General features: G+C 75.1%; 26 protein-coding genes. 20 read left to right on the plus strand and 6 right to left on the minus strand.

Going from position 1 to position 23996, the window contains the following annotated elements:
• The first annotated feature begins 17 nt into the window (after nt 1-17).
• From lspA to GA0070213_RS07745, 5 genes are all read left to right on the plus strand, one after another.
• Nucleotides 18-620, plus strand: a complete 603-nt coding sequence (gene lspA / locus GA0070213_RS07725) for a signal peptidase II (RefSeq protein ID WP_091060165.1) — start codon at nt 18-20, stop codon at nt 618-620.
• Nucleotides 617-1561, plus strand: coding sequence for an RluA family pseudouridine synthase (locus tag GA0070213_RS07730; protein ID WP_091059647.1), 945 nt, complete (start codon nt 617-619; stop codon nt 1559-1561). The genes lspA and GA0070213_RS07730 overlap by 4 nt, the downstream gene beginning before the upstream one ends.
• A 2-nt stretch (nt 1562-1563) precedes the next feature.
• Complete coding sequence (locus GA0070213_RS07735) at nt 1564-2421, plus strand: hypothetical protein (protein ID WP_091059650.1); 858 nt, start codon at nt 1564-1566, stop codon at nt 2419-2421.
• 141 nt (nt 2422-2562) lie between these two features.
• On the plus strand, nt 2563-4140 hold the full coding sequence (locus GA0070213_RS07740; protein WP_091059653.1) for a MinD/ParA family ATP-binding protein: 1578 nt from the start codon (nt 2563-2565) through the stop codon (nt 4138-4140).
• 48 nt (nt 4141-4188) lie between these two features.
• Nucleotides 4189-5109: a DUF2567 domain-containing protein gene (locus tag GA0070213_RS07745; RefSeq protein ID WP_091059656.1), complete on the plus strand. Its 921-nt coding sequence runs from the start codon at nt 4189-4191 to the stop codon at nt 5107-5109.
• Here GA0070213_RS07745 and GA0070213_RS07750 read toward each other — a convergent pair.
• Entirely contained in the window at nt 5075-5785 is a 711-nt protein-coding gene (locus tag GA0070213_RS07750; protein ID WP_091059658.1) for an LON peptidase substrate-binding domain-containing protein, read from the minus strand. The genes GA0070213_RS07745 and GA0070213_RS07750 overlap by 35 nt on opposite strands.
• A gap of 107 nt (nt 5786-5892) precedes the next feature.
• Between GA0070213_RS07750 and hisD the strand changes: the two genes are divergently transcribed.
• From hisD to hisF, 12 genes are all read left to right on the plus strand, one after another.
• A complete protein-coding gene (gene hisD, locus GA0070213_RS07755) occupies nt 5893-7215 on the plus strand; it encodes a histidinol dehydrogenase (RefSeq protein ID WP_091059661.1) in 1323 nt (440 codons plus the stop codon).
• Nucleotides 7212-8285, plus strand: coding sequence for a histidinol-phosphate transaminase (locus GA0070213_RS07760; protein ID WP_091059664.1), 1074 nt, complete (start codon nt 7212-7214; stop codon nt 8283-8285). The genes hisD and GA0070213_RS07760 overlap by 4 nt, the downstream gene beginning before the upstream one ends.
• The gene (gene hisB / locus GA0070213_RS07765) at nt 8282-8893 is read left to right on the plus strand and encodes an imidazoleglycerol-phosphate dehydratase HisB (RefSeq protein ID WP_091059669.1); all 612 of its coding nucleotides are present in this window, start codon (nt 8282-8284) and stop codon (nt 8891-8893) included. The genes GA0070213_RS07760 and hisB overlap by 4 nt, the downstream gene beginning before the upstream one ends.
• 58 nt (nt 8894-8951) lie before the next feature.
• Nucleotides 8952-9119 carry a hypothetical protein gene (locus GA0070213_RS31455; RefSeq protein WP_175441247.1) on the plus strand — a complete coding sequence of 56 codons (168 nt, stop codon included), beginning with the start codon at nt 8952-8954 and terminating at the stop codon, nt 9117-9119.
• Nucleotides 9119-9745, plus strand: coding sequence for an imidazole glycerol phosphate synthase subunit HisH (hisH, locus tag GA0070213_RS07770; RefSeq protein WP_091059673.1), 627 nt, complete (start codon nt 9119-9121; stop codon nt 9743-9745). Before GA0070213_RS31455 ends, hisH begins: the two co-directional genes overlap by 1 nt.
• Complete coding sequence (locus tag GA0070213_RS07775; protein WP_091059677.1) at nt 9738-10058, plus strand: hypothetical protein; 321 nt, start codon at nt 9738-9740, stop codon at nt 10056-10058. Before hisH ends, GA0070213_RS07775 begins: the two co-directional genes overlap by 8 nt.
• Before the next feature lie 19 nt (nt 10059-10077).
• Nucleotides 10078-10806, plus strand: a complete 729-nt coding sequence (gene priA, locus GA0070213_RS07780; RefSeq protein ID WP_091059681.1) for a bifunctional 1-(5-phosphoribosyl)-5-((5-phosphoribosylamino)methylideneamino)imidazole-4-carboxamide isomerase/phosphoribosylanthranilate isomerase PriA — start codon at nt 10078-10080, stop codon at nt 10804-10806.
• Nucleotides 10803-11252: a RidA family protein gene (locus tag GA0070213_RS07785; RefSeq protein WP_091059684.1), complete on the plus strand. Its 450-nt coding sequence runs from the start codon at nt 10803-10805 to the stop codon at nt 11250-11252. The genes priA and GA0070213_RS07785 overlap by 4 nt, the downstream gene beginning before the upstream one ends.
• A 118-nt stretch (nt 11253-11370) precedes the next feature.
• Nucleotides 11371-11817, plus strand: coding sequence for a MarR family winged helix-turn-helix transcriptional regulator (locus GA0070213_RS07790; RefSeq protein WP_091059687.1), 447 nt, complete (start codon nt 11371-11373; stop codon nt 11815-11817).
• 2 nt (nt 11818-11819) lie between these two features.
• Nucleotides 11820-12245 carry an organic hydroperoxide resistance protein gene (locus GA0070213_RS07795; protein WP_091059690.1) on the plus strand — a complete coding sequence of 142 codons (426 nt, stop codon included), beginning with the start codon at nt 11820-11822 and terminating at the stop codon, nt 12243-12245.
• Nucleotides 12242-13252: an NADP-dependent oxidoreductase gene (locus tag GA0070213_RS07800; protein ID WP_091059694.1), complete on the plus strand. Its 1011-nt coding sequence runs from the start codon at nt 12242-12244 to the stop codon at nt 13250-13252. The genes GA0070213_RS07795 and GA0070213_RS07800 overlap by 4 nt, the downstream gene beginning before the upstream one ends.
• Before the next feature lie 77 nt (nt 13253-13329).
• The gene (hisF, locus tag GA0070213_RS07805) at nt 13330-14097 is read left to right on the plus strand and encodes an imidazole glycerol phosphate synthase subunit HisF (RefSeq protein ID WP_091059698.1); all 768 of its coding nucleotides are present in this window, start codon (nt 13330-13332) and stop codon (nt 14095-14097) included.
• 12 nt (nt 14098-14109) lie between these two features.
• Here hisF and GA0070213_RS07810 read toward each other — a convergent pair whose 3' ends face one another.
• Nucleotides 14110-14571: a hypothetical protein gene (locus GA0070213_RS07810; protein ID WP_091059702.1), complete on the minus strand. Its 462-nt coding sequence runs from the start codon at nt 14569-14571 to the stop codon at nt 14110-14112.
• Between the two features lie 116 nt (nt 14572-14687).
• A complete protein-coding gene (yczE, locus tag GA0070213_RS07815; protein ID WP_091059705.1) occupies nt 14688-15320 on the minus strand; it encodes a membrane protein YczE in 633 nt (210 codons plus the stop codon).
• A 60-nt stretch (nt 15321-15380) separates the two neighbouring features.
• On the opposite strand from yczE, the gene yczR reads away from it, so the two are divergent.
• Together yczR and GA0070213_RS07825 are read left to right on the plus strand one after the other, a co-directional pair.
• Entirely contained in the window at nt 15381-16832 is a 1452-nt protein-coding gene (gene yczR, locus GA0070213_RS07820; protein ID WP_091059709.1) for a MocR-like transcription factor YczR, read from the plus strand.
• Between the two features lie 71 nt (nt 16833-16903).
• Nucleotides 16904-18211 carry a low temperature requirement protein A gene (locus tag GA0070213_RS07825; RefSeq protein ID WP_175441248.1) on the plus strand — a complete coding sequence of 436 codons (1308 nt, stop codon included), beginning with the start codon at nt 16904-16906 and terminating at the stop codon, nt 18209-18211.
• Nucleotides 18212-18274: 63 nt separating this feature from the next.
• Here the strand turns inward: GA0070213_RS07825 and GA0070213_RS07830 are convergent, their stop codons facing one another.
• The 3 genes from GA0070213_RS07830 to GA0070213_RS07840 all read right to left on the minus strand — a co-directional run bounded on the left by GA0070213_RS07830 (nt 18275) and on the right by GA0070213_RS07840 (nt 21925).
• Nucleotides 18275-20101 carry an AMP-dependent synthetase/ligase gene (locus GA0070213_RS07830; RefSeq protein WP_091059712.1) on the minus strand — a complete coding sequence of 609 codons (1827 nt, stop codon included), beginning with the start codon at nt 20099-20101 and terminating at the stop codon, nt 18275-18277.
• A 117-nt stretch (nt 20102-20218) separates the two neighbouring features.
• Nucleotides 20219-21169 (minus strand): terpene synthase family protein, encoded by a 951-nt coding sequence (locus GA0070213_RS07835; RefSeq protein WP_091059715.1) that lies wholly within the window; start codon nt 21167-21169, stop codon nt 20219-20221.
• A gap of 126 nt (nt 21170-21295) precedes the next feature.
• On the minus strand, nt 21296-21925 hold the full coding sequence (locus GA0070213_RS07840) for a TIGR03085 family metal-binding protein (protein WP_091059719.1): 630 nt from the start codon (nt 21923-21925) through the stop codon (nt 21296-21298).
• 194 nt (nt 21926-22119) lie between these two features.
• Between GA0070213_RS07840 and GA0070213_RS07845 the strand changes: the two genes are divergently transcribed.
• Nucleotides 22120-23994, plus strand: coding sequence for an ABC transporter ATP-binding protein (locus tag GA0070213_RS07845; protein ID WP_175441249.1), 1875 nt, complete (start codon nt 22120-22122; stop codon nt 23992-23994).
• Nucleotides 23995-23996: the final 2 nt, after the last annotated feature.

Genomic DNA, 23996 nt, shown 5'->3' on the forward strand with positions numbered 1-23996 from the left:
GCGTCGATGGGGAGCAGATGACCGCAGCACCGCCCGCCGGGCCCGGCACCACCGAGACAGGCGCCGGCACGCCCCGCCGCAGGGCGGTCGGCCTGCTGCTCGGCATCTCCCTCGTCTCGCTCCTGGCGGACCTGGGCACGAAGCAGCTCGCCCTCACCGAGCTGCCCGGCCGGGAGCCGGTGTCGGTGCTCGGCGGTGCCGTCTACTTCACCCTCACCCGCAACAGCGGCGCCGCCTGGAGCATCGGCGCCGACCACACCTGGATCTTCCCGCTGATCACGTTCGCGGTGATCGGCTGGATCGGCTGGATGGCGCTGCGGCTGCGCTCGCTGCCCTGGGCGGTGTCGCTGGGCCTGGTGCTGGGCGGCGCGCTGGGCAACCTCACCGACCGGATCTTCCGCGCGCCCGGGCACTTCGTCGGCCACGTGGTCGACATGATCAGCCTGTTCGGCCCGTACGGCGAGCACTACCCGGTGTTCAACCTGGCCGACAGCTCGCTGTGCTGCGGCGTGGTGCTCGCGGTCTTCCTGGAGTTGACCGGCCGGCAGCGCGACGGCTCCCGGGCCCGCGCCGAGGCCGCCGCCGTCGACGCCCCGGCCGACGAGCGGGAGCGCGCGTGACCGCCGGGTACGCCACCGGCGGCGACCAGCGCTCCCTGCCGGTCCCGGACGGCCTCGACGGCATGCGGCTGGACCAGGCGGTGTCCCGGCTCTTCGGGCTGTCCCGCACCGCCGCGGCGGCGCTGGTGGACGCCGGCGACGCGCTGGTCGACGGCGTGGCCCGGGCCAACTCGCACAAGGTCAAGGCCGGCGCCTGGCTGGAGGTCACGCTGCCCGCCCCGGCCGCCCCGCCGACCGTGGTGCCGCAGGCCGTGCCCGGCCTGACCGTGGTCTACGCCGACGACGACATCGTGGTGGTGGACAAGCCGGTCGGCGTGGCGGCGCACCCGAGCCCCGGCTGGACCGGCCCGACCGTGATCGGCGGGCTGGCCGGCATCGGGCACCGGATCTCCACCAGCGGCGCCGCCGAGCGGCAGGGCGTGGTGCACCGGCTCGACGTGGGCACCACCGGGATCATGGCGGTGGCCAAGAGCGAGCTGGCCTACACCGCGTTGAAGCGGGCGTTCAAGGAACGCGAGGTGGAGAAGCGCTACCACGCCGTGGTGCAGGGCCACCCGGACCCGCTGCGCGGCACCATCGACGCGCCGATCGACAGGCACCCGCACCACGACTACCGCTGGGCGGTGGTCTCCGGCGGCAAGCCGAGCGTCACCCACTACGACACGATGGAGGCGTTCCCGTCGGCCAGCCTCCTCGACGTGCGGTTGGAGACCGGGCGGACGCACCAGATCCGGGTGCACCTCTCGACGCTGCGGCACCCCTGCGTGGGTGACCTGACCTACGGCGCCGACCCGACCCTCTCGGCCCGGCTCGGGCTGTCCCGGCAGTGGCTGCACGCCCGGTCGCTGAGCTTCCGGCACCCGCGCACCGGCGAGGAGGTCACGTTCGTCAGCGACTATCCGGACGACCTGGCCCGCGCGCTGGAGATCCTGCGCGACTGACCGTGAGCGACGACGACGCCGTGCCGCCGCGCCGCTCCCGGTCCGCCGTGCTGAGCTGGCTCGCGCTCGGGTGCGCGCTGGTGGTGCTGGTGGTCGCGGTGGCGCAGCGGCGGGACCGGCCGGTGGGGGACCGCACGGTCGGCGAGGTGACCCGCGTCGGGGTGGCCGACGGCGGTTCCGTCCCGGCGTACCTGCGGGCCGCCGGCGACGAGTTGGCCCGGCTCGACGCGCCGGACGGCTACGCCCTGGTCTCGTTCGGCGCCTACCTGACGCCGGCCCGGGTGTCGGCCACGCTGGCCGGCACGCCGGTGTCGGCGGTGGTCGCGCGGGTGCCGCTGCCGGGGCGGCAGACCGAGATCGTCCGGATCGCCGCACTGCGCCTGCCCGACGACGTGGTCGGCGGGATGGTCGCGGTGGCCGGGCGCAAGGACCGGGAGGCCGCGGACTACCGGGCCCGCGCCGCCGCCCCGGCGGCCTCCGCCGATCCCGGGCTGCGGCGGCGGTACGAGACCGACGCGTCGGTCGCGGAACGCGAGGCGGCCGGCTACCGGAGCGGGTGCTCCTGCGTCTACGCCGCCGTGGTGCGCGGCGCCCCGGACGCGTTGCGCGCGCTCGCCACGCGTTCGGGCGTGCGGGTGGTGGACCCGGCGCCGGAGGTGATCCGGTTGGACCGGAGCGTGTTCACCCCGCCGCTGCCCGAGCAGCGCGACGTGGCCCGGCCACCGGCCGACACCGGGCCGGACGCCGGCGGCGGAATGGGCGATTCGTCGGAAGCTGCACCGACAGTGAGCGTGCCTTCACCGCCCGGTCGGCCGCGCGTCGCCGGTTCCGTCCCGCCCAATCCCGCTCCCACCTCCTGAGACGCCCGGGCACGCGGCCGTCCGGCGGGTGCCACGGTGAGCAGAGCCACCGGGCGATGTGCGGCGCGGGGAGTGGTCCGAATAGGGTTTCGTTCGTAGCCTGTCAGGCGGAGATCGATGGGCTGGGGGAGGGGCGAATCCTTGGACGGCAGCGAGACCGGCTGGGGTCGGCAGGGCGAGCCGGCACCGCGGTGGCGGGCGCTGCTCGACCGGGCCCGGCTCGGCGGTCGCGGCGCGGAGCACACCGACGCCGACCGGCGCGTCGAGGAGAGCCCGGTGCCGCCCCCCGACCCGCTGCCCCGCCGTGGCGCCGGCACCGGCTGGACCGGGCGCGCCGCCGCGGTCGGTCGGGCCGCCGACGGGTCGTACGGCACCGAGCCCGGCTACCGGGCCGAGGCCACCTTCCGGGTCGACCCGGCCTTCCGCGCCGACCCCCGCTACGACGGCGAGCCGGCCTACCGGGCCGAGCCGGCGTACCGCACCGATCCGGACCCGGCGGCCGAACCGTCCTGGCGCGCCGATCCGAGCTACGCGCCGGAACCCCGGGCCGAGCCGTCGTGGCGCGCCGAGCCGACCTACCCGGCGGAGCCGTCGGCGGAGCCGTCCTGGCGCGCCGACCCGGCCTACCCCGCGGAGCCCTCGGTCGAGCCGTCCTGGCGCGCCGACCCGGAACCGCGCGGGCGGGTCGAGGCGCCGGTCGAGTCGCGATACTCCCTTCTCGACGGCGGCTACCGCCCGGCGGCGCCCCCGCCGGAGTCCCGCTACGCCCTGCTGGACCGCGGCCGGTACCGGCCGGAGATCCCGGCGACGCCGGAGCAACCGGTGGTGCCCGCCCCGCGCCGGCCGGTGGAGGGCCGCCCGGGCCGGATCGACGCGGCGCGGGCGCGATGGCGGGCCGCCGAACCGGACGCCGAGCTGGAACGGGCCACCGGGGTGCTCCGCCGCGAGCTGGGCACCCCCCGGGTGCTCGCCTTCGCCAACCCCAAGGGCGGCGTGCACAAGACCACCGCCACCGTGCTCGCCGCGGCCAGCGTGGGCAGCGTACGTGGGCGTGGCGTGCTCGCCTGGGACGACAACGAGCTGCGGGGCACCCTCGGCCTGCGCGCCGGCAGCGCCCGGCACGCGCGCACCATCCGGCACCTGGTGCAGGATCTCGCGCAGATCGAGATCCTCGAGGGCGACACGCTGCTGTCGCACCTCGACGACTACCTGCGGCACGCCTCCGACGGCTCGTACGACGTGCTGGCCGGCGAGGAGAGCCCGCGCTTCGCCCAGCGGCTCGACCAGTTCACCGTCAAGCGGGTGCTGGAGCTGCTGCGCCGCACCCACGAGGTGGTCTGCGTGGACACCGGCAACAACGTGGAGAGCCCGAACTGGCGCACCGTCATGCAGGCGGCCGACCAGCTCGTGGTCACCACCGTGCCGCGTGAGGACGCCGCCTTCAGCGCCGACTGGATGCTCGACCTGCTGCACGAGGTGGGCATGGGTGAGCTGGCCGACAACGCGGTCACGCTGATCTCCTGCCCGACCCCGGGGCGCAGCGCGCTGCAGGACGACCTGGAGCGGCACTTCGCCACCCGCACCCGGGCGGTCGCCGTGGTGCCCTACGACCCGGCGCTGGAGACCGGCTCCTCGATCGAGTATCCCCAGCTCCAGGCGGAGACCCGCGCCGCCTGGCTGAAGGCCGCCGCGATGATGCTGGAGCCGTTCGCGCGCTGACCGCCGACCACCGCCCCACGCCGCGCCCGCGCCTGAGAGGATCACCGGGTGAGCCCGGACACCCCTGATCCCGAGCGGACCGCCGACCGTCCCCGCACCGCCGGTCGCCCGCCCGCCGAGGCGACCCCGGCCGGGCCGCCCGCCGCGCCCGCGCGCCCGACGGAGGGGACGACCGGCACGGACGGGCCCGCCGGTCACCAGGGTCCGACGGGACGGGCGCCCGGCGCCGAACCGTGGGCGGGTCATCCGCCGGGCCCGTTCGCGCCGTCGCCGGGGACGACCGTCGCGCGTCGCGGCGGCGGCCGGGCGGTGACGACGGCTCTCGGCGTGACGGCGCTGCTCACCGTGCTCGGTGTGCCGCTGGGGCTGCTCTGGGCGTGGCTGGCGCCGGGCACGCCGGTGCGGCAGACCCCGGACGGCGCGGTCTACGCCGTTCCGCAGCCGGAGCAGCCGATCGCGGCCGACGGTTGGTTCAGCCTCCTCGCGCTCGGCTTCGGGGTCCTGACCGCCATCGCCCTGTGGGTGCTGTTGCGCCGCGGACGGGGCCCGTTGAGCCTGCTCGCGGCCACCCTGGGCGGCCTCGGGGCGGCCGTGGTGGCCTGGCAGGTCGGCCGCCGGATCGGGCTGGCCACGTTCCAGCGGCTGGTGGACACCGCGCCGCCGGGCACCGACTTCACCAAGCCCGCCGAACTGCGCGCCGGCGGCGTCGACTGGTTCGGCCCGCTGCCCCTGCCGCACGGCAACCTGCTGCTCGCGGCGTTCGGCGCGGCCGTCACGTACACCCTGTTGGCCGGCTGGTCGCGGTGGCCGTCGCTGCGCCCGGAGCCGGAGCCCGACGGCGACTGGCCGCCCGGCCAGGGCGGCTGGCCCGCGCCGGGCGTCGGCGGCTACGGCCCGCCCGCGCCCGAGGGCGGGCGGACGCCGCCGCCGGGGATCAGTTCGGCGCCGGAAGACCCGCCAGCTCGCTGAGCGGCATCGGCACGGCCCGCACGTGGCGCAGCAGCGCCGTCTCCCGGTTGAGCAGGCGCAGCTCGGCGCGGAGCCGATCGGGGGTGTCGTCGATGGCGAGCAGCCGTTGCCGGTCGGCGACGGTCAGCGCGGCGGTCGCCGCGACCAGGTGCGACAGCACGGTCGGATCCTCCGGGAGCTGCTCGGAGATCTCCTCCTGCTCGGGTCGGATCAGGCCGAGGTAGTGCCGGAACACCGAGATCACCCGCGCCGCCAGCATGTCGGCCACCTCGTCCGGGCCGTCCGGCTCGGGCAGCCACTCCACCTCGGCGGTGAGATAGGGCTCCGCGGCGTCGTCGATCTCGGCGATGCGGAACCGCCGCCGGCCCACCGTGACGATGTCGAACCCGCCGTCGGTCAGCTCGGTGACCTGCCGCAGCTCGGCGGTGCAGCCCACCTCGTGCAGGGTGACCTCGCCGCCGGCCAGCCCGGCGGCGGCCCGCCCCGGCGGCCCGGCCTGCGCCACCTCCCAGCCGGCCTGGATCGCCACCACGCCGAACTCGCGGGGCGCGCCCTCGGGGAGCCCCACCAGGTGACGCACCAGCGCCTGGTAGCGCTCCTCGAAGATGTGCAGGGGAAGGACCAGCCCGGGAAAGAGGACGGTCCCGAGCGGGAACACCGGCAGCCGTGCGCTCACGTGATCGAGCGTATCCCCCTCGCGCCCGGCCGGCGTGTCCCGGCTCACCGTCCCGGCGAGCGGGCGCGCCCGGCCGGGTCGGTCGGCGGCGGCCTAGACTCGCAGTCGTGCTGACTCGGATCGACCTGCGCGGCGGGGTACGCGACCCGCGCCGCCTGCTGCCCCGTGCCCAGCTCGACGTCTCCGTGGCGGTCGAGCGGATCCGTCCCCTCGTCGAGGCGGTCCGGGAGCATGGATACCCGGCGATCCGCGAGGCCAGCGAGCGGTTCGACGGCGTCTCCCCGGAGCACCTGCGGGTGCCGGTCGAGGTGATCCGCGCGGCCGAGGGCGAGCTGGACCCGCAGGTCCGCGCCGCGCTGCTGGAGTCGATCACCCGGGCCCGCAAGGTCCACGACGACCAGCGCCGCACCGACCACACCACCCGGGTGGTCGCCGGCGGCACGGTGACCGAGCGGTGGCTGCCGGTCGACCGGGTCGGTCTCTACGTCCCCGGCGGCCTGGCCATGTACCCGTCGACAGTGGTGATGAACGTCGTCCCGGCGCAGGCGGCCGGGGTGCGCTCGCTGGTGGTGGTGAGCCCGCCGCAGAAGGAGAACGGCGGCCTGCCGGACCGTCGGGTCCTGGCGGCCTGCGCGCTGCTCGGCGTCGACGAGGTGTACGCGGTCGGCGGCGCCCACGCGGTGGCCATGCTCGCGTACGGGGCCACCGTCGACCCGGCCGGTGAGCAGCGCTGCGACCCGGTCGACATGATCACCGGCCCGGGCAACATCTGGGTCACCGCCGCGAAGCGGCTGCTGCGCGGCGTGGTCGGCATCGACGCCGAGGCCGGCCCGACCGAGATCGCGATCCTGGCCGACCACACCGCCGACCCGGCGCACGTCGCCGCCGACCTGGTCAGCCAGGCCGAGCACGACCCGCTCGCGGCCAGCGTGCTGGTCACCCCGTCGGCCGAGCTGGCCGACGCGGTCGACGCCGAGCTGGCCCGACAGGTGCCGGCCGCCAAGCACGCCGAGCGGATCGGCACCGCGCTGCGCGGCGAGCAGAGCGGTGTGGTCCTCGTCGACGACCTGGAGGCCGGGCTGCGGGTGGTCGACGCGTACGCGGCCGAGCACCTGGAGATCCAGACCGAGAACCCCCGCGAGTGGGCGTTGCGGGTGCGCAACGCCGGCGCGATCTTCGTGGGCGCCTGGTCGCCGGTGTCGCTCGGCGACTACTGCGCCGGCTCCAACCACGTGCTGCCCACCGGCGGCTGCGCCCGGCACTCCTCGGGCCTGTCCGTGCAGTCCTTCCTGCGCGGGGTGCACCTGGTCGAATACACCGAGCAGGCGCTGCGCGAGGTGGCCCCGCACGTGGTCACGCTGGCCGGCGTGGAGGACCTGCCGGCACACGGCCAGGCGGTCAGCGTCCGCTTCCCCGGGGGCGTGTCGTGACCACGCTCGACGACCTGCCGATCCGCGACGACCTGCGGGGCCGCACGCCGTACGGGGCGCCGCAGCTCGACGTGGCGGTGCGGCTGAACACCAACGAGAACTCCTACCCGGTGCCGGAGCCGGTGGTGGAGGCGATCGGCAAGGCCGTCGCGGCCGAGCTGCGCGACCTCAACCGCTACCCGGACCGGGACGCCGTGGCGCTCCGCGCCGACCTGGCCGGCTACCTGGGCCACGGGCTGACCGTCGACCACGTGTGGGCGGCCAACGGCTCCAACGAGATCCAGCAGCAGTTGTTGCAGGCGTTCGGTGGCCCGGGTCGCACCGCGCTCGGCTTCACCCCGGCCTACTCGATGCACCCGCTGCTGGCGCTCGGCACCGGCACCGGCTGGATCCCGGGCGTCCGGGGCGCCGACTTCGGGCTCACCGCCGCCGACGCGGTCGCCCAGGTGCGCGCGCACCGGCCGGACGTGGTCTTCCTCTGCTCGCCGAACAACCCGACCGGCACCGCGCTCGACCCGTCGGTGGTCGCCGCCGTGCTGGACGAGGCGCCGGGCATGGTGGTGGTGGACGAGGCGTACGCCGAGTTCGCCCGCCCCGGCACGGTCAGCGCGCTCGCCGTGCTGCCCGACCACCCGCGGCTGGTGGTCACCCGCACCATGAGCAAGGCGTTCGGCTTCGCCGGCGGCCGGCTGGGCTACCTGGCCGCCGACCCGGCGGTGGTGGCGGCGGTGCAGCTGGTCCGGCTGCCCTACCACCTCTCCGCGCTGACCCAGGCCGCCGCCCGGGCGGCGCTGGCCCACCGGGACGCGTTGCTCGGCACCGTCACCGCGATCATGGAGCAGCGCGACCGGATCGTCGCCGAGCTGCGCACGCGGGGTCACCGGGTGGCCGACAGCGACGCCAACTTCGTGCTCTTCGCCGTCGGCGGCGACCAGGGCGCCGCCTGGCGTACCCTGCTCGACGCCGGCGTGCTGGTCCGCGACGTCGGCCTGCCCGGCTGGCTGCGGGTCACCGCCGGAACCCCGGCCGAGATTGACGCCTTCCTGTCCGCGATGGAGAAGCTGCCATGAACCGCACCGCCCGGATCGAGCGGGTCACCAACGAGACCAAGGTGCTTGTCGAGATCGACCTGGACGGCACCGGCAAGGCCGACATCGAGACCGGCGTCGGCTTCTACGACCACATGCTCCACCAGATCGCCCGGCACGGCGGCTTCGACCTGACCGTGCACACGGTCGGCGACCTGGAGATCGACGCGCACCACACGATGGAGGACACCGCGCTCGCGCTGGGCGCGGCCTTCGACCGGGCGCTGGGCGACAAGGCCGGCATCCGGCGGTACGGCTCGGCCACCGTCCCGATGGACGAGGTGCTGGTCCGCGCCGCGGTCGACCTGTCCGGCCGGCCCTACGTGGTGCACGACGAGCCGGCGCTGTCGCCGTACATCGGGCCGGTCTACCCGACCAGCATGACCCGGCACATCTGGGAGTCGTTCGGCCAGTCGGCCCGGGTCACGCTGCACGTCGACGTGCTGCGGGCGGCCCGTCCCGGCGGTCACCCGGACGCGCACCACGTGGTCGAGGCCCAGTTCAAGGCGGTCTCCCGCGCGTTGCGCGAGGCCACCGCGATCGACCCGCGCAGCGCCGGCGTGGTGCCCTCCACGAAGGGCGCCCTCTGATGGGCGCGAGGAACGCGGCGCAGCGGAGTCCCGCGGTCGCGAAGGGAGGGCGGCTCTGATGCGGGTGTTGCCGACGCTGCTGCTGATCCTGGCCGGCGTGCTGGTCGGCGGGACGTGGTCGCTGCACAAGCAGGGCGCGCCCCGCGCCGCCGTGGTGCTCACCGGCCTGCTGGCGCTGCTGGCCACCGCCGGCGGCGTGCTGTGGCTGCTGCCGGGGGAGAGCTGATGGGTCGGCGGGTGGTGGTGCTCGACTACGGCTCGGGCAACCTGCGCTCGGCCGAGCGCGCGCTGGAACGGGCCGGCGCCGACGTGACGGTCACCGCCGACCTGGCCGCCGCCGCGGCCGCCGACGGCCTGGTGGTGCCGGGTGTCGGCGCGTTCGCCGCGTGCATGGCCGGGATCGAGGAGTTGGGCGCCGGGCCGGTGATCGCCGAACGGGTCGCCGCCGGGCGTCCGGTGCTCGGGATCTGCGTCGGCATGCAGGTGCTCTTCGGGCACGGCGAGGAGCACGGCGTGGTCACCAAGGGGCTGGGGCTGCTGCCCGGCGGGGTGACCCGGCTGCCGGCGCCGCGCCTGCCGCACATGGGCTGGAACACGGTGCACGCCCCGGACGGCTCGGTGCTCTTCGCCGGCCTGCCGGCCGACGCCCGGTTCTACTTCGTGCACTCCTACGGGGTCACCGACCCGGCGGCGCTGGCCGCCGCCGGCGCCGCGGTGACCACCGCGCACCACGGTGCCGACTTCGTCGCGGCGGTCGAGCGGGGCGCGTTGTCGGCCGCCCAGTTCCACCCGGAGAAGTCGGCCGACACCGGCGCGGCGTTGCTGCGCAACTGGCTCGGCACGCTTGAGTAAGGAACGGGCGCGGCGCCGGGCGGCGCGCGAGGCCGACCAGGAGCGGGCACGGGCCGCCCGGGCCCGCCGGGTGGCGCGCCGGGAGCGGCGCCGTTCGTGGGTACGCGTGCTGACGCCGCGGCTGCGCCGGGGCCGCACCGGTCGCCTGCGCCGGCACAGCCGGGGCGAGCGGGCGGCGATCGTGCTGCTCACCGCCGTGGCGGTGGCCGGCATCTGGAGTTTCGTCGACGACCTGGCGCTGCGGCTGGCGTTGGTCGTGTTGTTGCTGCTGGTCCTGCCGGCGATCGTGGTGATCGCGCTGGACCGTCGTTGAGGATGCGAGGAGACAACCGTTGAGCCTTGACCTGTTGCCCGCCGTGGACGTCGCCGACGGCCAGGCCGTCCGGCTCGTGCAGGGCGCCGCCGGCAGCGAGACCGCCTACGGCGATCCGCTGGACGCGGCCCTGGCCTGGCAGTCCGACGGCGCCCAGTGGATCCACCTGGTGGACCTGGACGCGGCGTTCGGGCGGGGCACGAACGCCGCGCTGCTCGCCGAGGTGGTCGGCAAGCTCGACGTCAAGGTGGAGCTCTCCGGCGGCATCCGCGACGACGAGTCGCTGCGGGCGGCGCTGGGCACCGGCGCGGCCCGGGTCAACATCGGCACCGCCGCACTGGAGGACCCGGAGTGGTGCGACCGGATCTGCGGCGAGTACGGCGACCGGGTGGCGATCGGCCTGGACGTGCGTGGTCGTACCCTCTCGGCGCGGGGCTGGACCCGCGACGGCGGTGACCTCTACGACGTGCTGGCCCGCCTGGACGCCGCCGGCGCGGCGCGGTACGTGGTCACGGACATCACCAAGGACGGCACCATGCGCGGGCCGAACCTGGACCTGCTGCGTGAGGTGTGCGCCCGCACCGACGCCCCGGTGATCGCCTCCGGTGGGGTGTCCACGCTGGACGACCTGCGGGCCCTGGCCACGCTGGAGCCGGTCGGGGTGGAGGGTGTGATCGCCGGCAAGGCGCTCTACGCGGGCGCGTTCACCGTCGCGGAGGCGCTCGCCACGCTGCGGGCCGGCGCATGACGGCGGGCGCGGGCACGCTGCCGGACGGCGGCCCGGGGGAGCCGTCGGTCGACGGCTCGGTGGTGACCCGGCTCGGCTCGGGCGGCCCGTGGGAGGCGGTCTACGGCTACTCCCGGGTGGTCCGGGCCGGCGCGCTGGCGATCACCGCCGGCTGCACCTCGACCGTGGACGGCGGGGTGGCGCACGTGGGGGACGCGGCGGCGCAGACCGCGCAGGCGATCCGGATCGGCCTGGACGCGCTGGCCGAGGTGGGCGCGGAGCCGGGCGACGTGGTGCGGACCCGGATGTACGTGACCGACCGGCTCTACGCCGACGAGGTCGGCCGGGCGCACAACGCGGTGTTCGGGCCGGTCCGGCCGGTGGCGACCATGGTGGTGGTGGCCGGGCTGCTCGATCCGGATCACCTGGTCGAGATCGAGTTGGAGGCGTGGATCACCGGGCGTTGATCCGGGGATCGACGGCCCCTCCCGGCGCCGGCCGGAGATGGCTCAGGGGTTGCTACGAACTGCACCACCGCGGCCGGATAAGTTGTGCACAACTAGATTGCGCGCTACGGTTCAACCCGTGACCGATGATCTGGTGCTGCGCCGGCAGGTGTGCTTCGCCCTCTACGCGGCGTCGCGCGCCCTGACCGACGTCTACCGGCCCATCCTCGACGAGCACGGCCTGACCTACCCGCAGTACCTGGTGCTGCTGGTGCTCTGGGAGCGCGGCGACGACGCTCCCACGGTCTCCGAGCTCGGCGCGCGGCTCCGGCTCGACTCCGGCACGCTCTCCCCGCTGCTCAAGCGGCTGGAGGCGGCCGGTCTGGTGGTGCGTACCCGCTCGGCCGCCGACGAGCGCCGGGTCGAGGTGGGCCTCACCGACCGGGGCCGGGCGCTGCGGGAGCGGATGGAGGACGTGCCGCTGCGGGTGGCCCGCGCCACCGGCCTCACCGAGGCCGAGCTGGTCGGGCTGCGCGACACGCTGACCCGGGTCACCGAGACGATCCACCGACAGAAGGAGCAGTGACCATGCAGGTCCTCTACACCGCGTCCGCCAAGGCCACCGGCGACGGCCGCGACGGCCACGTCCGCACCTCCGACGGCACCGTCGAGCTGGACCTCGCCGTGCCGAAGGAGATGGGCGGCGCCGGCGGCGCCGCGAACCCGGAGCAGCTCTTCGCCGCCGGCTACGCGGCCTGCTTCCACTCCGCGCTGCGCATCGTCGGCCGGCAGGCCAAGGCGGACGTCTCCGGCTCGGTCGTCGAGGCCGAGGTGGGCATCGGCCCGAACGGCAGCGGCGGCTACGGCCTGGCCGTGACACTGGTGGTGGACCTGCCCGCGGTCGAGCGGTCGGCCGCCGAGAAGCTGGTCGAGACCGCCCACCAGGTCTGCCCCTACTCGAACGCGACCCGCGGCAACATCGAGGTCGCGCTGACCGTCCGGGAGGCCCTGTGAGCAGCGACAGCAGCGTGAACCGGGAGATCCACCTGGCGTCCCGCCCCGAGGGCTGGCCGACCGCCGACAACTTCCGGCTGGTCACCACCGAGGTGCCGACGCCGGGGCCCGGCCAGCTCGTGGTCCGCAACCAGTTCATGTCCGTCGACCCGTACATGCGCGGGCGGATGAATGACGTGAAGTCCTACATGCCGCCGTTCGCGCTCGACGCCCCGCTCGACGGCGGCGCGATCGGTGAGGTGGTGGCCGGCGAGGCCGAGGGCGTCAAGCCCGGCGACATCGTCCTGCACAGCCTCGGCTGGCGCGAGTACGCGCTCGTCGACGCCCGGGCCGTGCGCAAGGTCGACCCGGGCATCGCCCCGGTCAGCGCCTACCTCAGCGCGCTCGGCATGACCGGGCTGACCGCGTACGCCGGGCTGCTCGACGTGGCCGCGATGAAGCCGGGGGAGACCGTCTTCGTCTCCGGCGCGGCCGGTGCGGTGGGCAGCATGGTCGGGCAGATCGCGAAGCTGCGCGGCGCCGGCCGGGTGATCGGCAGCGCCGGCTCCCCGGCGAAGGTCGAGCGGCTCCTCGCGCTCGGCTTCGACGCCGCCTTCGACTACCACGAGGGCCCGGTCTACCAGCAGCTCAAGGCCGCCGCTCCGGACGGCGTCGACGTCTACTTCGACAACGTCGGCTCGGACCACCTGGAGGCCGCGATCGGGGCGATGAACCTGCACGGCCGGGTCGCCATCTGCGGCATGATCGCCCAGTACAACTCGGCCGAGCCGCCGGCCGCCCCGCGCAACCTGGCGCTGGTGATCGGCAAGCGGCTGACCCTGCGCGGCTTCCTCGTCGGTGACCACGGTCACCTGCGTGACCAGTTCGTCCAGGAGATGGCCGGCTGGCTGCGCGAGGGCCGGCTGTCCTACGACGAGACCGTGGTCGACGGCATCGAGGCGGCGCCGGAGGCCTTCCTCGGCCTGATGCGCGGCGAGAACCTCGGCAAGATGCTCGTCCGCCTCTGACGGTCCACGCCCCGGGCGGCGGTGATCGGCCTCACCGGCCGGTCGCCGCCGCCCGCGCGTTGGCTAGGCTTCCGGTCATGACGGTGGCGGTACGGGTCATCCCGTGTCTGGACGTGGACGCCGGGCGCGTGGTCAAGGGCGTCAACTTCCTCGACCTGCGCGACGCCGGCGACCCGGTGGAGCTGGCGGCGGCGTACGACCGGGCCGGCGCGGACGAGCTGACGTTCCTCGACGTGACCGCCTCGTCCAGCGACCGCGGCACCATGCTCGACGTGGTGCGCCGCACCGCCGAGTCGGTCTTCATCCCGCTCACCGTCGGCGGTGGCATCCGCCGGGTCGAGGACGTGGACACGCTGCTGCGGGCCGGTGCGGACAAGGTCGGGGTGAACACCGCGGCCATCGCCCGGCCGGAGCTGATCGCCGAGATCGCCGACCGGTTCGGCCGGCAGGTGCTGGTGCTCTCGCTGGACGTGCGCCGCGCCCCGGCGGGCGTGACGCCGAGCGGGTTCGAGGTCACCACGCACGGCGGCCGGCGCGGCGCCGGGCTGGACGCGGTCGAGTGGGCGGCGCGCGGCGCCGAACTGGGCGCGGGCGAGATCCTGCTCAACTCGATGGACGCCGACGGCACCAAGGCCGGCTTCGACCTGCCGCTGATCCAGGCGGTCCGCGACGTGGTCGACGTGCCGGTGATCGCCAGCGGCGGCGCGGGCGCGGTGGCGCACTTCCCGCCGGCCGTCGACGCGGGCGCCGACGCGGTGTTGGCGGCCAGCGTCTTCCACTTCGGCGAGCTGACCGTCGGCGAGGTCAAGGACGCCCTGCGCGGCGCCGGTCACCCGGTGCGCTGAACGCGCGGGCGCTCACGGCCGGCCGGAACGCCCCTCGGGGGAGCGGCGCGGCATCGGGATGGACCGGACCACGTACTCCTGGACGGCCGCCGCGTGGTCGTCCTCGGCGAGCTGCCACTCGGCCTCGCCCGGCGGGTGCCGGCGGGTCAGCACCCCCTGCACGGTGTCCACGGTGGTGCCCAGCCCGGCGCTGGGTCGGGTGCGCCAGAGCCGCTCGCCGTCCGGGGTGACCCGGAACCAGCCGTCGGAGACGCTGACCAGGCCGGCGCCGGCGAGCCGGCGCACCGCCCCCTCGACCTCGTGGCGTTCCGGAATGGCCTGGTTGAGGTGGTCGGCGGTGGAGAGGACGTCGGCGAGGCGCACCCCTTCGGGGCGGCGTGTGGCGGCGGCCCGGCGGTGCCGGCCGGCGCCGCTCGCGATGACCAACGCGACGAAGATCCAGGCGTCGCTCCAACGCCATCCGTTCTCCCCCATGCACGAATGATGCCCGCCCGCGACGGCGGAGGAAACACCCGGTTTTGCCGTCGTACGTCGTCGCAGCTCAGGGCCGTCCGGGTCGGCACGCGCGATGGCGGTGGGCCCGACGATGCTCACGCAGCGTAGGCGTTGGCCGGTCGGGGTGGCAGTGCGAAGATCGGGATGAACAGCTGGGCGAGCGGCCCGATGGCCAGCGCGTAGGCCACGGTGCCGAGGCCGACCGTCCCGCCGAGCATCCAACCGAGGGCCAGCACGGTCACCTCGATGACGGTCCGGACCAGCCGCAGCGACCAGCGGGGGTGGCGGGCGGTGAAGCCGGTCATCAGACCGTCGCGCGGCCCGGGGCCGAGGCCCGCGCCCAGGTAGAGGCCGGTGGCGGCGCCGTTGGCGACGATGCCGACGACCAGCAGCGTGACGCGTACCGGCAGCCCCTCGCCCGGCGGCAGCACGGCCAGGACGCCGTCGACGACCAGCCCGATCACCACGACGTTGCTGACCGTGCCGAGGCCGGGCCGTTGCCGCAGCGGGATCCAGAGCAGCAGCACCACGGCGCCGACGGCGATGGTGACGGTGCCGAAGGAGAGCCCGGTCTGCCGGGCCAGCCCCTGGTGGAACACGTCCCAGGGATCCAGGCCGAGCCCGGACCGGATCATCAGCGCCATGCTGAGCCCGTAGAGGACCAGGCCGGCGTAGAGCTGGGTGAGCCGCCGTACGGGCCGGTGCCGGAGATTGCCAAGCGGTGCCATGCATGCCACCCTAGGGTCCAATTGGCGGGCTATGAAGAGGCCAATCGGGGAGAGGTGGCTATGACCAGCCAGGTGCGTGGCGTCCAATTGGCGCGGCTGCTCGGCCAGTGGCACGCGTTGCCCGGCCGCCGCCGCAGCCCCGACTACGTCGCGCTCGCCGCCGCCGTCCGGGGACTGCTCGCCGACGGCCGGCTCCCCCTCGGGGTACGCCTGCCGGCCGAGCGGGAACTGGCCGAGGCGCTGCGGATCAGCCGGACCACCGTCACCGCCGCCTACCGGGAACTGCGCGAGAGCGGCCACCTGGCCAGCCGGCGCGGGGCGGGGAGCTGGACCATGCTGCCGGGCACCCACCGGGTGGCCAGCACCGGCCTGTGGACCCCGCTCGACGACCGGGACATGATCGACCTCGGGGTCGCCGCGCTGTCCGCCCCGCCGCAGCTCGTCCCGGCCGCCCGGGCGGCCGCCGAGGACCTGCCCCGCTATCTCGGCGGGGCCGGCTACCACCCGACCGGCATCATCGAGCTGCGCGAGGCGGTGGCGCGCGGCTACACCGAGCGCGGACTACCCACCAGCCCCGAGCAGATCATGGTCACCAGCGGCACCCAGCACGCGCTGGACCTGGTGCTGCGGCTGGCGCTGTCGCCCGGCGGCCCGGTGCTGGTGGAGTCGCCCACCTACCCCAACGCGCTCGCCGCGCTGGCGGCCCGTCGGGCCCGGATCACCACCCACGGACTCTCCGACACCGGCTGGGACGCCGACCTGCTGCTCGGCAGCCTCCGGCAGACCCGGCCGAAGCTGGCGTACGTCATCCCGGAGTTCCACAACCCGACCGGCCACCTGATGGCGGCCGACCTGCGCGAGCGGCTGGTCGGCACGGCCCACGCGGCCGGGACCGACCTGGTGGTCGACGAATCCTTCGTCGACCTGCCGCTGGACGGCACCCCGCTGCCGCCGCCGGTCGCGGTCTTCGACCGGCACTCCCGGGTGATCAGCATCGGCGGGATGAGCAAGCCCTACTGGGGCGGGCTGCGGATCGGCTGGGTACGCGCCTCCGCGCCCCAGGTGCAGCGGCTGGCCGCCGCCCGGGTCGGGGTGGACATGGCCAGCCCGGTGCTCGACCAGCTCGTCGCGGTGCACCTGCTCGCCCAGGCCCCCGCCATCGTCGCCGCGCGCCGGACGCAGCTCGCCGCCCAGCGCGACGCGCTCGTCGACGCGCTCGCCGAGCGGCTGCCCGACTGGCGGGTCACCGTGCCGCGCGGTGGCGTCACGCTCTGGGCCGAGCTGGACGGCCCGATCTCCAGCGCGCTGGCCCGGGCGGCCGAGGAGGTCGGCGTACGGCTGGCGCCCGGACCCCGGTTCGGCCTGGACGGCACGCTGGAGCGGTTCCTCCGGCTGCCCTTCACGCTGCCGGCCGCCGAGCTGGTGGAGGCGGTGGGCCGGCTCGCCGCGGTCCGCTACGACCTGGACCGGGCCGGCCGCCCGCAGTGGCGGGAGCCGAGCGTCATCGCCTGAGCCGGCGCCCGTTCCGGTGGGGATCGGTGGAACCGGGCCGGTGGGCCGGCCGCGCCCCGCAGACTGCCCGGGTGGGGAAGCGGAACGACGCCCGCTGGTCGTGGGGGCTGCAGGCGGCCGCCCCGGGTTCCCGTACCACCCGGTTGGAACTCTTCTACGACCTGGTCTTCGTCTTCGCGTTCCTCAGCGTCACCACGCTGACCGCCACGGACCTGACCCCGGTCAACCTCTACCGCTTCCTGCTGGTGCTGGCGCTGCTCTGGTGGTCGTGGACCGGGTTCGCCCGGGTGGGCAACGCCTGCCGCGCCGACCAGGGGATGCTGCCGGTGGTCGGGTTCGTCACCGTGGCGGCCACGTTCCTGCTGGTGCTCAGCGCCCCCGGCGCGTTCCAGGACCGCCCGGGTGGCCTGCCCGGCCCGCTGGTCTTCGCCGGCTGCTACTTCGTGATCCGGATGGCCCAGCTGAGCGTCTTCGGCCGGGTGGACCGCGCCGACCCGACGCGCCGTCGGCGGTTCCTGACCCGCCTGCTGGTGCCGGCGATGGCCACCGCGCTGCTGGTGGTCGCCGGCACCGTGCCCGCCCGGCTGCCCGAGGCCCGGTTCGCGGTCGGGCTGCAACTGGCGCTCTGGACGCTCGCGGTGCTGATCGAGTACGCGGTCGGCACCACGGTGGCCTGGCACTGGTGGGTGGTGGTGTCGGCCGGGCACTGGGCGGAGCGGCACGCGCTGATGGTGCTCGTCGCCCTGGGCGAGTCGATCATCGCGCTCGGGCTCGGCCCGAAGACCGGGCTGCCGCTGACCGGCCCGGTGGCGGCGGCCGCGTTGCTCGGCATCCTCGTCGTGGCGGCGCTCTGGTGGGTCTACTTCGACACGCTGGCGTTCGCGCTGGAGCAGGCGTTGCATCACGCCCGCGACCGGACCGCCCGACTGCGACTGGCCCGCGCGGTCTACACGTTCCTGCACCTGCCGATGACCACCGGGACGATCCTCTACGCGCTGGGCCTCAAGGACCTGCTGGCCGAGGTCGCCGACCCGGCCACCCCGACCTGGGGGTGGGCGTTGGGCGGCTTCTGGGGCGGCGTGCTCTACGGCGGCGTGGCCCTCTACCTGCTCAGCATCGTCGGTTGCTGGTGGCTGGCGGTGCGGGAGGTGCACCGGCCGCTGCTGGTCGCGGTGGGCGCGCTCGTCGCGTCCACCCCGATCGCGTTCCGGGTGCCGGAGGTGGCCGCGTTGGGGGTGCTGGCGCTGCTGACCGCCGCCGGGGTGGCGTGGGAGACCCGCAGTGAGAACGGCCGGCGGCGGCGGGTGCGCCAGCTCGCGCTGGAGGAACAGCTCGCCGCCGAGGCCGAGCAGAGCCGGTGGCGGCGGGAACACCTGTGACCGGTCCCGCGCGGGCCGTGCCCCGGGACGGTGGGGCACGGCCCGCGCGGCGCCGGAGGCGGGCTACAGCTCGGCGAGCGTGCCCTCGTACATCTTGTCGATCTCGCCGGCGAAGTTGGTCTCCACGCTGCGGCGCTTGATCTTCAGCGACGGGGTGACCTCGCCGTCGGCGATGGTGAGGTCGCGGGGGAGGATCGTCACCTTCTTGATCGTCTCCCAGCGGTTGAGCTTGGCGTTCAGCTCCGCCACGTAGCCCTCGACCATCTCCTGCGCCTCCGGCGAGGTGACGATCGTGGTGTAGTCACTGCCCTCCAGCCGGGTGCCGGCGGCCCACGCCTGGATCGCGTCCGGGTCCAGCGTCACCAGCATGGTGCAGTAGTTGCGGGCCTGCCCGATCACCACCGCCTGCGAGGTGTAGGGACAGACGGCCTTGAACACGCCCTCGATGTGCGACGGCGCCACGTACTTGCCGCCGGACGTCTTGACCAGGTCCTTCTTGCGGTCGGTGATGCGCAGGTAGCCGTCGTCGTCGAGGGTGCCGATGTCGCCGGTGCGGAAGAACCCGTCGTCGGTGAACGCCTCCGCGGTCTCCCCGGGCAGGTTGTGGTAGCCGCGCATGACCGGGCGGCCGCGGACCAGGATCTCGCCGTCGGTGTCGATCCGGCACTCCAGGTCGCCCATGGCGCGACCCACACTGCCGATCTTGAGCCCGTCGGGCGGGTTGACGAACGCGCCGGCACTGGTCTCGGTGAGGCCGTACCCCTCCGAGATGGGCAGGTTGGCGGCGGCGAAGAAGGTGGCGATCTCCGCGCTCAGCGGCGCCGCGCCGGACACCAGGACCCGCATCCGGCCGCCGAGGCGCGCCTGGAGCTTGCTGAAGACCAGCTTCTCGGCCAGCCCGTACTTCAGCCGCAGCCCGGCCGGGACCGGCTTGCCGGCCTGCTCCAGGGCGACCTTCTCCTTGCCGACCGCGACCCCCCAGGCGAAGATCTTCGCCTTCGCGCCGCCGGCGGACTGCGCCGTGGTCACCGCCTTGTTGTAGACCTTCTCGAAGACCCGCGGCGCGCCGCACATCAGCGTCGGCCGGACCACGCCGAGCAGCTCGACCAGCTTGTCCACCCGGCCGTCGACGTAGGTGGGCAGCCCGACGTGGGTGGCGCCGCAGAGCAGCGTCTTGCCGAACGAGTGGGACAGCGGCAGCCACAGGTATTGCAGGTCGTCGACGCGCAGCAGGCCCAGCTCGGCCTGCGCCACGCCCTCCCAGCACCAGCCGCCGTGCAGCAGCTCCACGCCCTTGGGCCGCCCGGTGGTGCCCGAGGTGTAGATCAGCGTGGCCAGGTGGTCCGGGCCGATGCCGGCGACCAGGCGGTCGACCAGGTCGGGCTCGGCGGCCAGTGCGGCGGCGCCGCGCTCCTCCAGCTCGGCGAGGGTGAGCTGGGGTACGCCGGCGGCCGGGTCGGGCGCGCCGTCGAGCAGCACCACGTGGGTCAGCGCCGGCAGTTCCGCGCCGGCGATCTTCGCCGCCTGGGCCGGGTTCTCCGCGAACAGCACGCGCGAGCCCGAGTCGGCCAGGATGTAGACCGCGTCCTCCGGCTCGGTGGTGGGGTAGACGGTCGTGGTGGCCCCGCCGGCGCACATCACGCCGAAGTCCGCGAGGACCCACTCCAGGCGCGTGTTGGCCAGGATCGCCACCGGGTCCTCGAGGCCCACACCGAGCCCGTGCAGCCCGGCCGCGATGGCCTTGGCCCGCTGCCCGACCTGCTCCCACGTCAGCCAGACCGGGCCCGAGTCGTCCTGGGCGGGGTGGGCGAACGCGTGCCGGTCGGGGGAATCCGCCACGCGCTTGAGGAACATGTCCGGTACGGAACGGTACGGTACATCGAGAGCCATCGTGGTAGCCGCCTTCAGGGGTGGAGGGACGTGACGGGGGTCACGCCGGTCTGCGGTTACCGAAGAGTATTGCGTGCACCCGGCCAGCGGCTAGTGCGGAACGGCCAGGGTGTCGGCTCAGGCGTACCGGGCGGCGGCGCGGGACCAGTCGTAGGTGGCCCGGATCCAGTCCCGCCGGGTGGCCAGGAACGCGCGCACGCCGTCGTCGGCGCCGGCGGCCAGCGCCGCGTCGCGCTCCGCGTACGCGGCGAGCGCCGCGTTGAACCGGGCGGCCGCCGCGCGCAGCGCCGCCTCCTCCCCCTGCCCGGTCTCGCCCGCGATCGTGGTGACCAGGTTGTGCGTCGCCGGGGCGAGGCCGCGCTCCTTGTCGTACGAGAACAGGTCGTTGCACCAGCACACCAGGTCGGTGGCGAGGGCGTCCAGGGCGGCCAGCGCCGGATCGGCCCGCCGGGCGGGACCCTGTCGTGCCGGGCTCGCCAGGTCGGTCACCGTGAAGCTGGGCCGGACGCCACCGGTGTGCCGGCGCATCTGCACGTACTCGGCCACCCCGGGCACCCGCCGGTGCTCCCGGTTGGCCGCCTCCCAGAGCAGCGCCAGCAGGTATTCACGCAGCTGGCTGACCAGGCGGAGCAGCAGCGCGGGGCGCTGCGCCTCGCGGGCCCGCCGGCACAGGTCGTGCAGGGCCACCGCGAGCGGGCCGGCGTCGGTCGGGGCGGACCCGGCCGGGTCGCCGTGCCGGTCGAGCACGGTCAGCAGCGCCGCCACGGTGGGGGCCAGCCGGGTGGGGTCGACGCCGAGGTCGTCGTCGTCGCAGGCGTCGTCCACCACGAACAGCCAGTTGATCAGGTCGGTGAGCAGGCGCAGGCCGGCGAGGGGCGCCTCCGGGCAGGCCCGGCCGGCCAACTCGGCGGCGTGCGCGCCGGCCAGCCGGCGCTGGCCGGCCGGATCACCGACCAGGCCGAGGTCGCGTGCCCACCCGGCGCTCTCCGCGGCGACCCGGTCCACGGCGGGATGCCGCCGCGCCGGGAAGGGCGGCTCGTGCAGTGCCGAGAGCGCGAAGCCACGCATCCCTGCCCCCTGTCCGCCGCCCGTGAGGCCGGGTGGCGGGCAGGAGCGTACGTCAGAGGAAATCGGTATTCATCGTTGGGATGTGCATTTTGCACAATAAGCCGGTCACCGTTCGCACACGCTCGGTCAGAAGCCCAGCTCGGCGGCGCGCAACCGGTCCGCGGCCCCGACCGGGCCGTCCACCTGCACCCGGGCCACCCGCTGCCGGCCGCTGAGGAACAGGATCAGCTCGCCCGGCGCGCCCACCAGCCGCAGCCGCTCGCCGCCCCGCCCGACCCGCAGCTCGCCGTGCCCCGGCGCCTGCACCAGCACCTCGGCGGGGAACCGCCGCAGCGCCATCCGCGCCAGCAGGGTGACCCGCTTCCAGAGCATCGCCTGCTGGCCGGCCGGGAGGTCGCGCGGGCGCCAGCCGGGTCGGCCCCGCCGCACGTCCTCGTGGTGGATGAAGAACTCCACGCCGTTGGCCAGCTCGTCGGTGAGCGGATTGCTCACCGGGCTCCACACCGGCGGACGGCGGACCCGGTCGACCAGGTCGGCGTACGGGCCGGCGGCGACGCGCAGGCGCACCGCCTCGCCGTGGCCGCGCAGCGGCGGCAGCAGGATGCCGCCGGCCGCGTCCGGCCGGCGCTCCCGCACCAGCAGGTGCGCCGCCAGGTCACGGGTGGTCCAACCCTCGTTGACCGTCGGCGCGTCGGGTCCGAGTTCCAGCATCAGGTCGGCGAGCGCCTCGCGCTCCGCCCGGGCGTACCGCGGCATGGCCCGATCGTAGGCCCGATCGGGCCGATCGGCGCGGCGCGGCCGGCGCGGCGGCGGTGGCCGCCGCGCCGGGGGTCGACCAACGGCACACGGTCCGTGGGAACGTGACGGCGGACATATCCCGGCCGGTCGGCGGACGTGGCGTCGAGCGGTAAGGATGGGGGAGAAAAGTGCGGCTTACGGCGGGGGAGAGCGTGGCGAGCGGGACAAGTCGGGACGTGCTCGGCAGGGGGCTCCGGGTGCTGGGCCGGGCGATCCGGGAACAACCCCGGATCTTCGCGGTGGCGGTCACCGGCAGTGTGCTCTTCGGCCTCCTCGTGATCGCCAGCGCGTACGTGATCGGCGGCGTGGTCGGCGAGGTGGTGGTGCCGGCGGTCGAGCGCGGCGCGGTGCCCACCGGCGCGCTCGCGCTCGCCGCGGCGGCGCTGTTCGGGATCAGCGTGCTGCGGGTGGTCGGCATCTTCGGCCGCCGCCTCGGCGCCGGCTACATGCAGTACCGGCTCCAGGCCGCCTACCGCCGTCGGGTGACCCGCCGCTACCTGGACCTGCCGCTGGCCTGGCACCACCGCAACTCCACCGGCACGTTGCTGTCCAACGCCAACTCCGACGTGGAGGCGGCCTGGTATCCGATCGCGCCGCTGCCGTTCGCGGTCGGCACGCTGGTGATGCTGGTCGGCGCCGTCGCCTCGCTGTTCCTCACCGACTGGGCACTCGCCCTGGTCGGTCTCGCCGTCTTCCCCGCGCTGTTCGCGCTCAACGTGGTCTACTCCCGCCGGATGGCGCCCCGGCAGGCCCGCGCCCAGCGACTGCGCGCCGAGGTCAGCGGCATCGCGCACGAGAGCTTCGACGGCGCGCTGGTGGTCAAGACCATGGGCCGCGAGTCGCAGGAGACGGCCCGCTTCGCGGCCCGCGCCGGTGAGCTGCGCGACGCGCTGATCTCCGTCGGCCGGCTGCGCGGCGTCTTCGACCCGATGCTGGAGACGCTGCCCAGCCTCGGCACGCTCGCCGTGCTGGTGGTCGGCGCGATCCGGCTCCGGCAGGGCGCGATCACCGTGACCGAGCTGGTCAGCGTGGCGTTCCTGTTCACCGTGCTGGCGTTCCCGGTGCGGGCCATCGGCTGGGTGCTGGCCGAGCTGCCGCGCAGCGTCGCCGGCTGGGACCGGGTCCGCCGGGTCCTCGACGCCACCGGCGAGATGCCGTACGGCGACGTGACGCTCGACCCGGCCACCCGGGCGCCGGCCACGCTGGGCTTCGACGACGTCCACTTCTCCTACGAGCCGGCCGAGGCGCACCTGCCCGGCGCGGAGGTGCTCGGCGAGGTGACCTTCACGGTGCCGGCCGGGAAGACGGTCGCCCTGGTCGGGCCGACGGGCGCCGGCAAGTCCACCATCACGTCGCTGGCCGTGCGCCTGGTCGACCCGGACCGCGGCCGGGTCACGCTGGACGGCGTCGACGTGCGCGACCTGACCGCCGCCTCGCTCGCCGCCACCGTTGCGCTGGTGGCCCAGGTGCCGTTCGTCTTCGACGACACGGTCCGGGCCAACATCACGCTCGACCGGGCCGGCATCGGCGACGACGAGGTGTGGGCGGCGCTGCGGCTGGCCGAGGCGGACGGCTTCGTCGCCGCGCTGCCGGACGGGCTGGACACCATGGTCGGCGAGCGGGGCACCTCGCTCTCCGGCGGGCAACGGCAGCGGCTCACGCTGGCCCGGGCGCTCGCCGGCCGGCCCCGACTGCTGGTGCTCGACGACGCCACCAGCGCCGTCGATCCCCGGGTCGAGGCGGCCATCCTGGCCGGCCTGCGCGCCCCGGCCGACGGTGGCGCGCCCGCGTCGATCCTGGTGGTGGCGTACCGCCGGGCCACCATCGCGCTCGCCGACGAGGTGATCTACGTGGAGCAGGGCCGGGTGATCGCGCGCGGCACCCACCCCGAGCTGCTGGCCACCGTGTCCGGGTACGCCGACCTGGTCACCGCGTACGAGCAGGCCGAGCAGGAGCGCGAGCAGAACCGCACGTACGACGAGGTCACGCCGATGACCTCCGGCCTGGAGATCGAGGTGGACCGGTGACT

Source organism: Micromonospora humi (assembly GCF_900090105.1).
In the GTDB taxonomy this organism is placed as follows: domain Bacteria; phylum Actinomycetota; class Actinomycetes; order Mycobacteriales; family Micromonosporaceae; genus Micromonospora; species Micromonospora humi.

Excerpts from the sequence above, each read along its gene's own strand:
- hisH (WP_091059673.1), top strand. The coding sequence starts at position 9,119 with ATGGGTCGGCGGGTGGTGGTGCTCGACTACGGCTCGGGCAACCTGCGC.
- GA0070213_RS07830 (WP_091059712.1), bottom strand. The coding sequence starts at position 20,101 with ATGGCTCTCGATGTACCGTACCGTTCCGTACCGGACATGTTCCTCAAG.
- GA0070213_RS07795 (WP_091059690.1), top strand. The coding sequence starts at position 11,820 with ATGCAGGTCCTCTACACCGCGTCCGCCAAGGCCACCGGCGACGGCCGC.
- yczE (WP_091059705.1), bottom strand. The coding sequence starts at position 15,320 with ATGGCACCGCTTGGCAATCTCCGGCACCGGCCCGTACGGCGGCTCACC.
- GA0070213_RS31455 (WP_175441247.1), top strand. The coding sequence starts at position 8,952 with ATGCGGGTGTTGCCGACGCTGCTGCTGATCCTGGCCGGCGTGCTGGTC.
- GA0070213_RS07785 (WP_091059684.1), top strand. The coding sequence starts at position 10,803 with ATGACGGCGGGCGCGGGCACGCTGCCGGACGGCGGCCCGGGGGAGCCG.
- hisF (WP_091059698.1), top strand. The coding sequence starts at position 13,330 with ATGACGGTGGCGGTACGGGTCATCCCGTGTCTGGACGTGGACGCCGGG.
- yczR (WP_091059709.1), top strand. The coding sequence starts at position 15,381 with ATGACCAGCCAGGTGCGTGGCGTCCAATTGGCGCGGCTGCTCGGCCAG.
- GA0070213_RS07810 (WP_091059702.1), bottom strand. The coding sequence starts at position 14,571 with ATGGGGGAGAACGGATGGCGTTGGAGCGACGCCTGGATCTTCGTCGCG.
- GA0070213_RS07840 (WP_091059719.1), bottom strand. The coding sequence starts at position 21,925 with ATGCCGCGGTACGCCCGGGCGGAGCGCGAGGCGCTCGCCGACCTGATG.
- hisB (WP_091059669.1), top strand. The coding sequence starts at position 8,282 with ATGAACCGCACCGCCCGGATCGAGCGGGTCACCAACGAGACCAAGGTG.
- lspA (WP_091060165.1), top strand. The coding sequence starts at position 18 with ATGACCGCAGCACCGCCCGCCGGGCCCGGCACCACCGAGACAGGCGCC.
- GA0070213_RS07835 (WP_091059715.1), bottom strand. The coding sequence starts at position 21,169 with ATGCGTGGCTTCGCGCTCTCGGCACTGCACGAGCCGCCCTTCCCGGCG.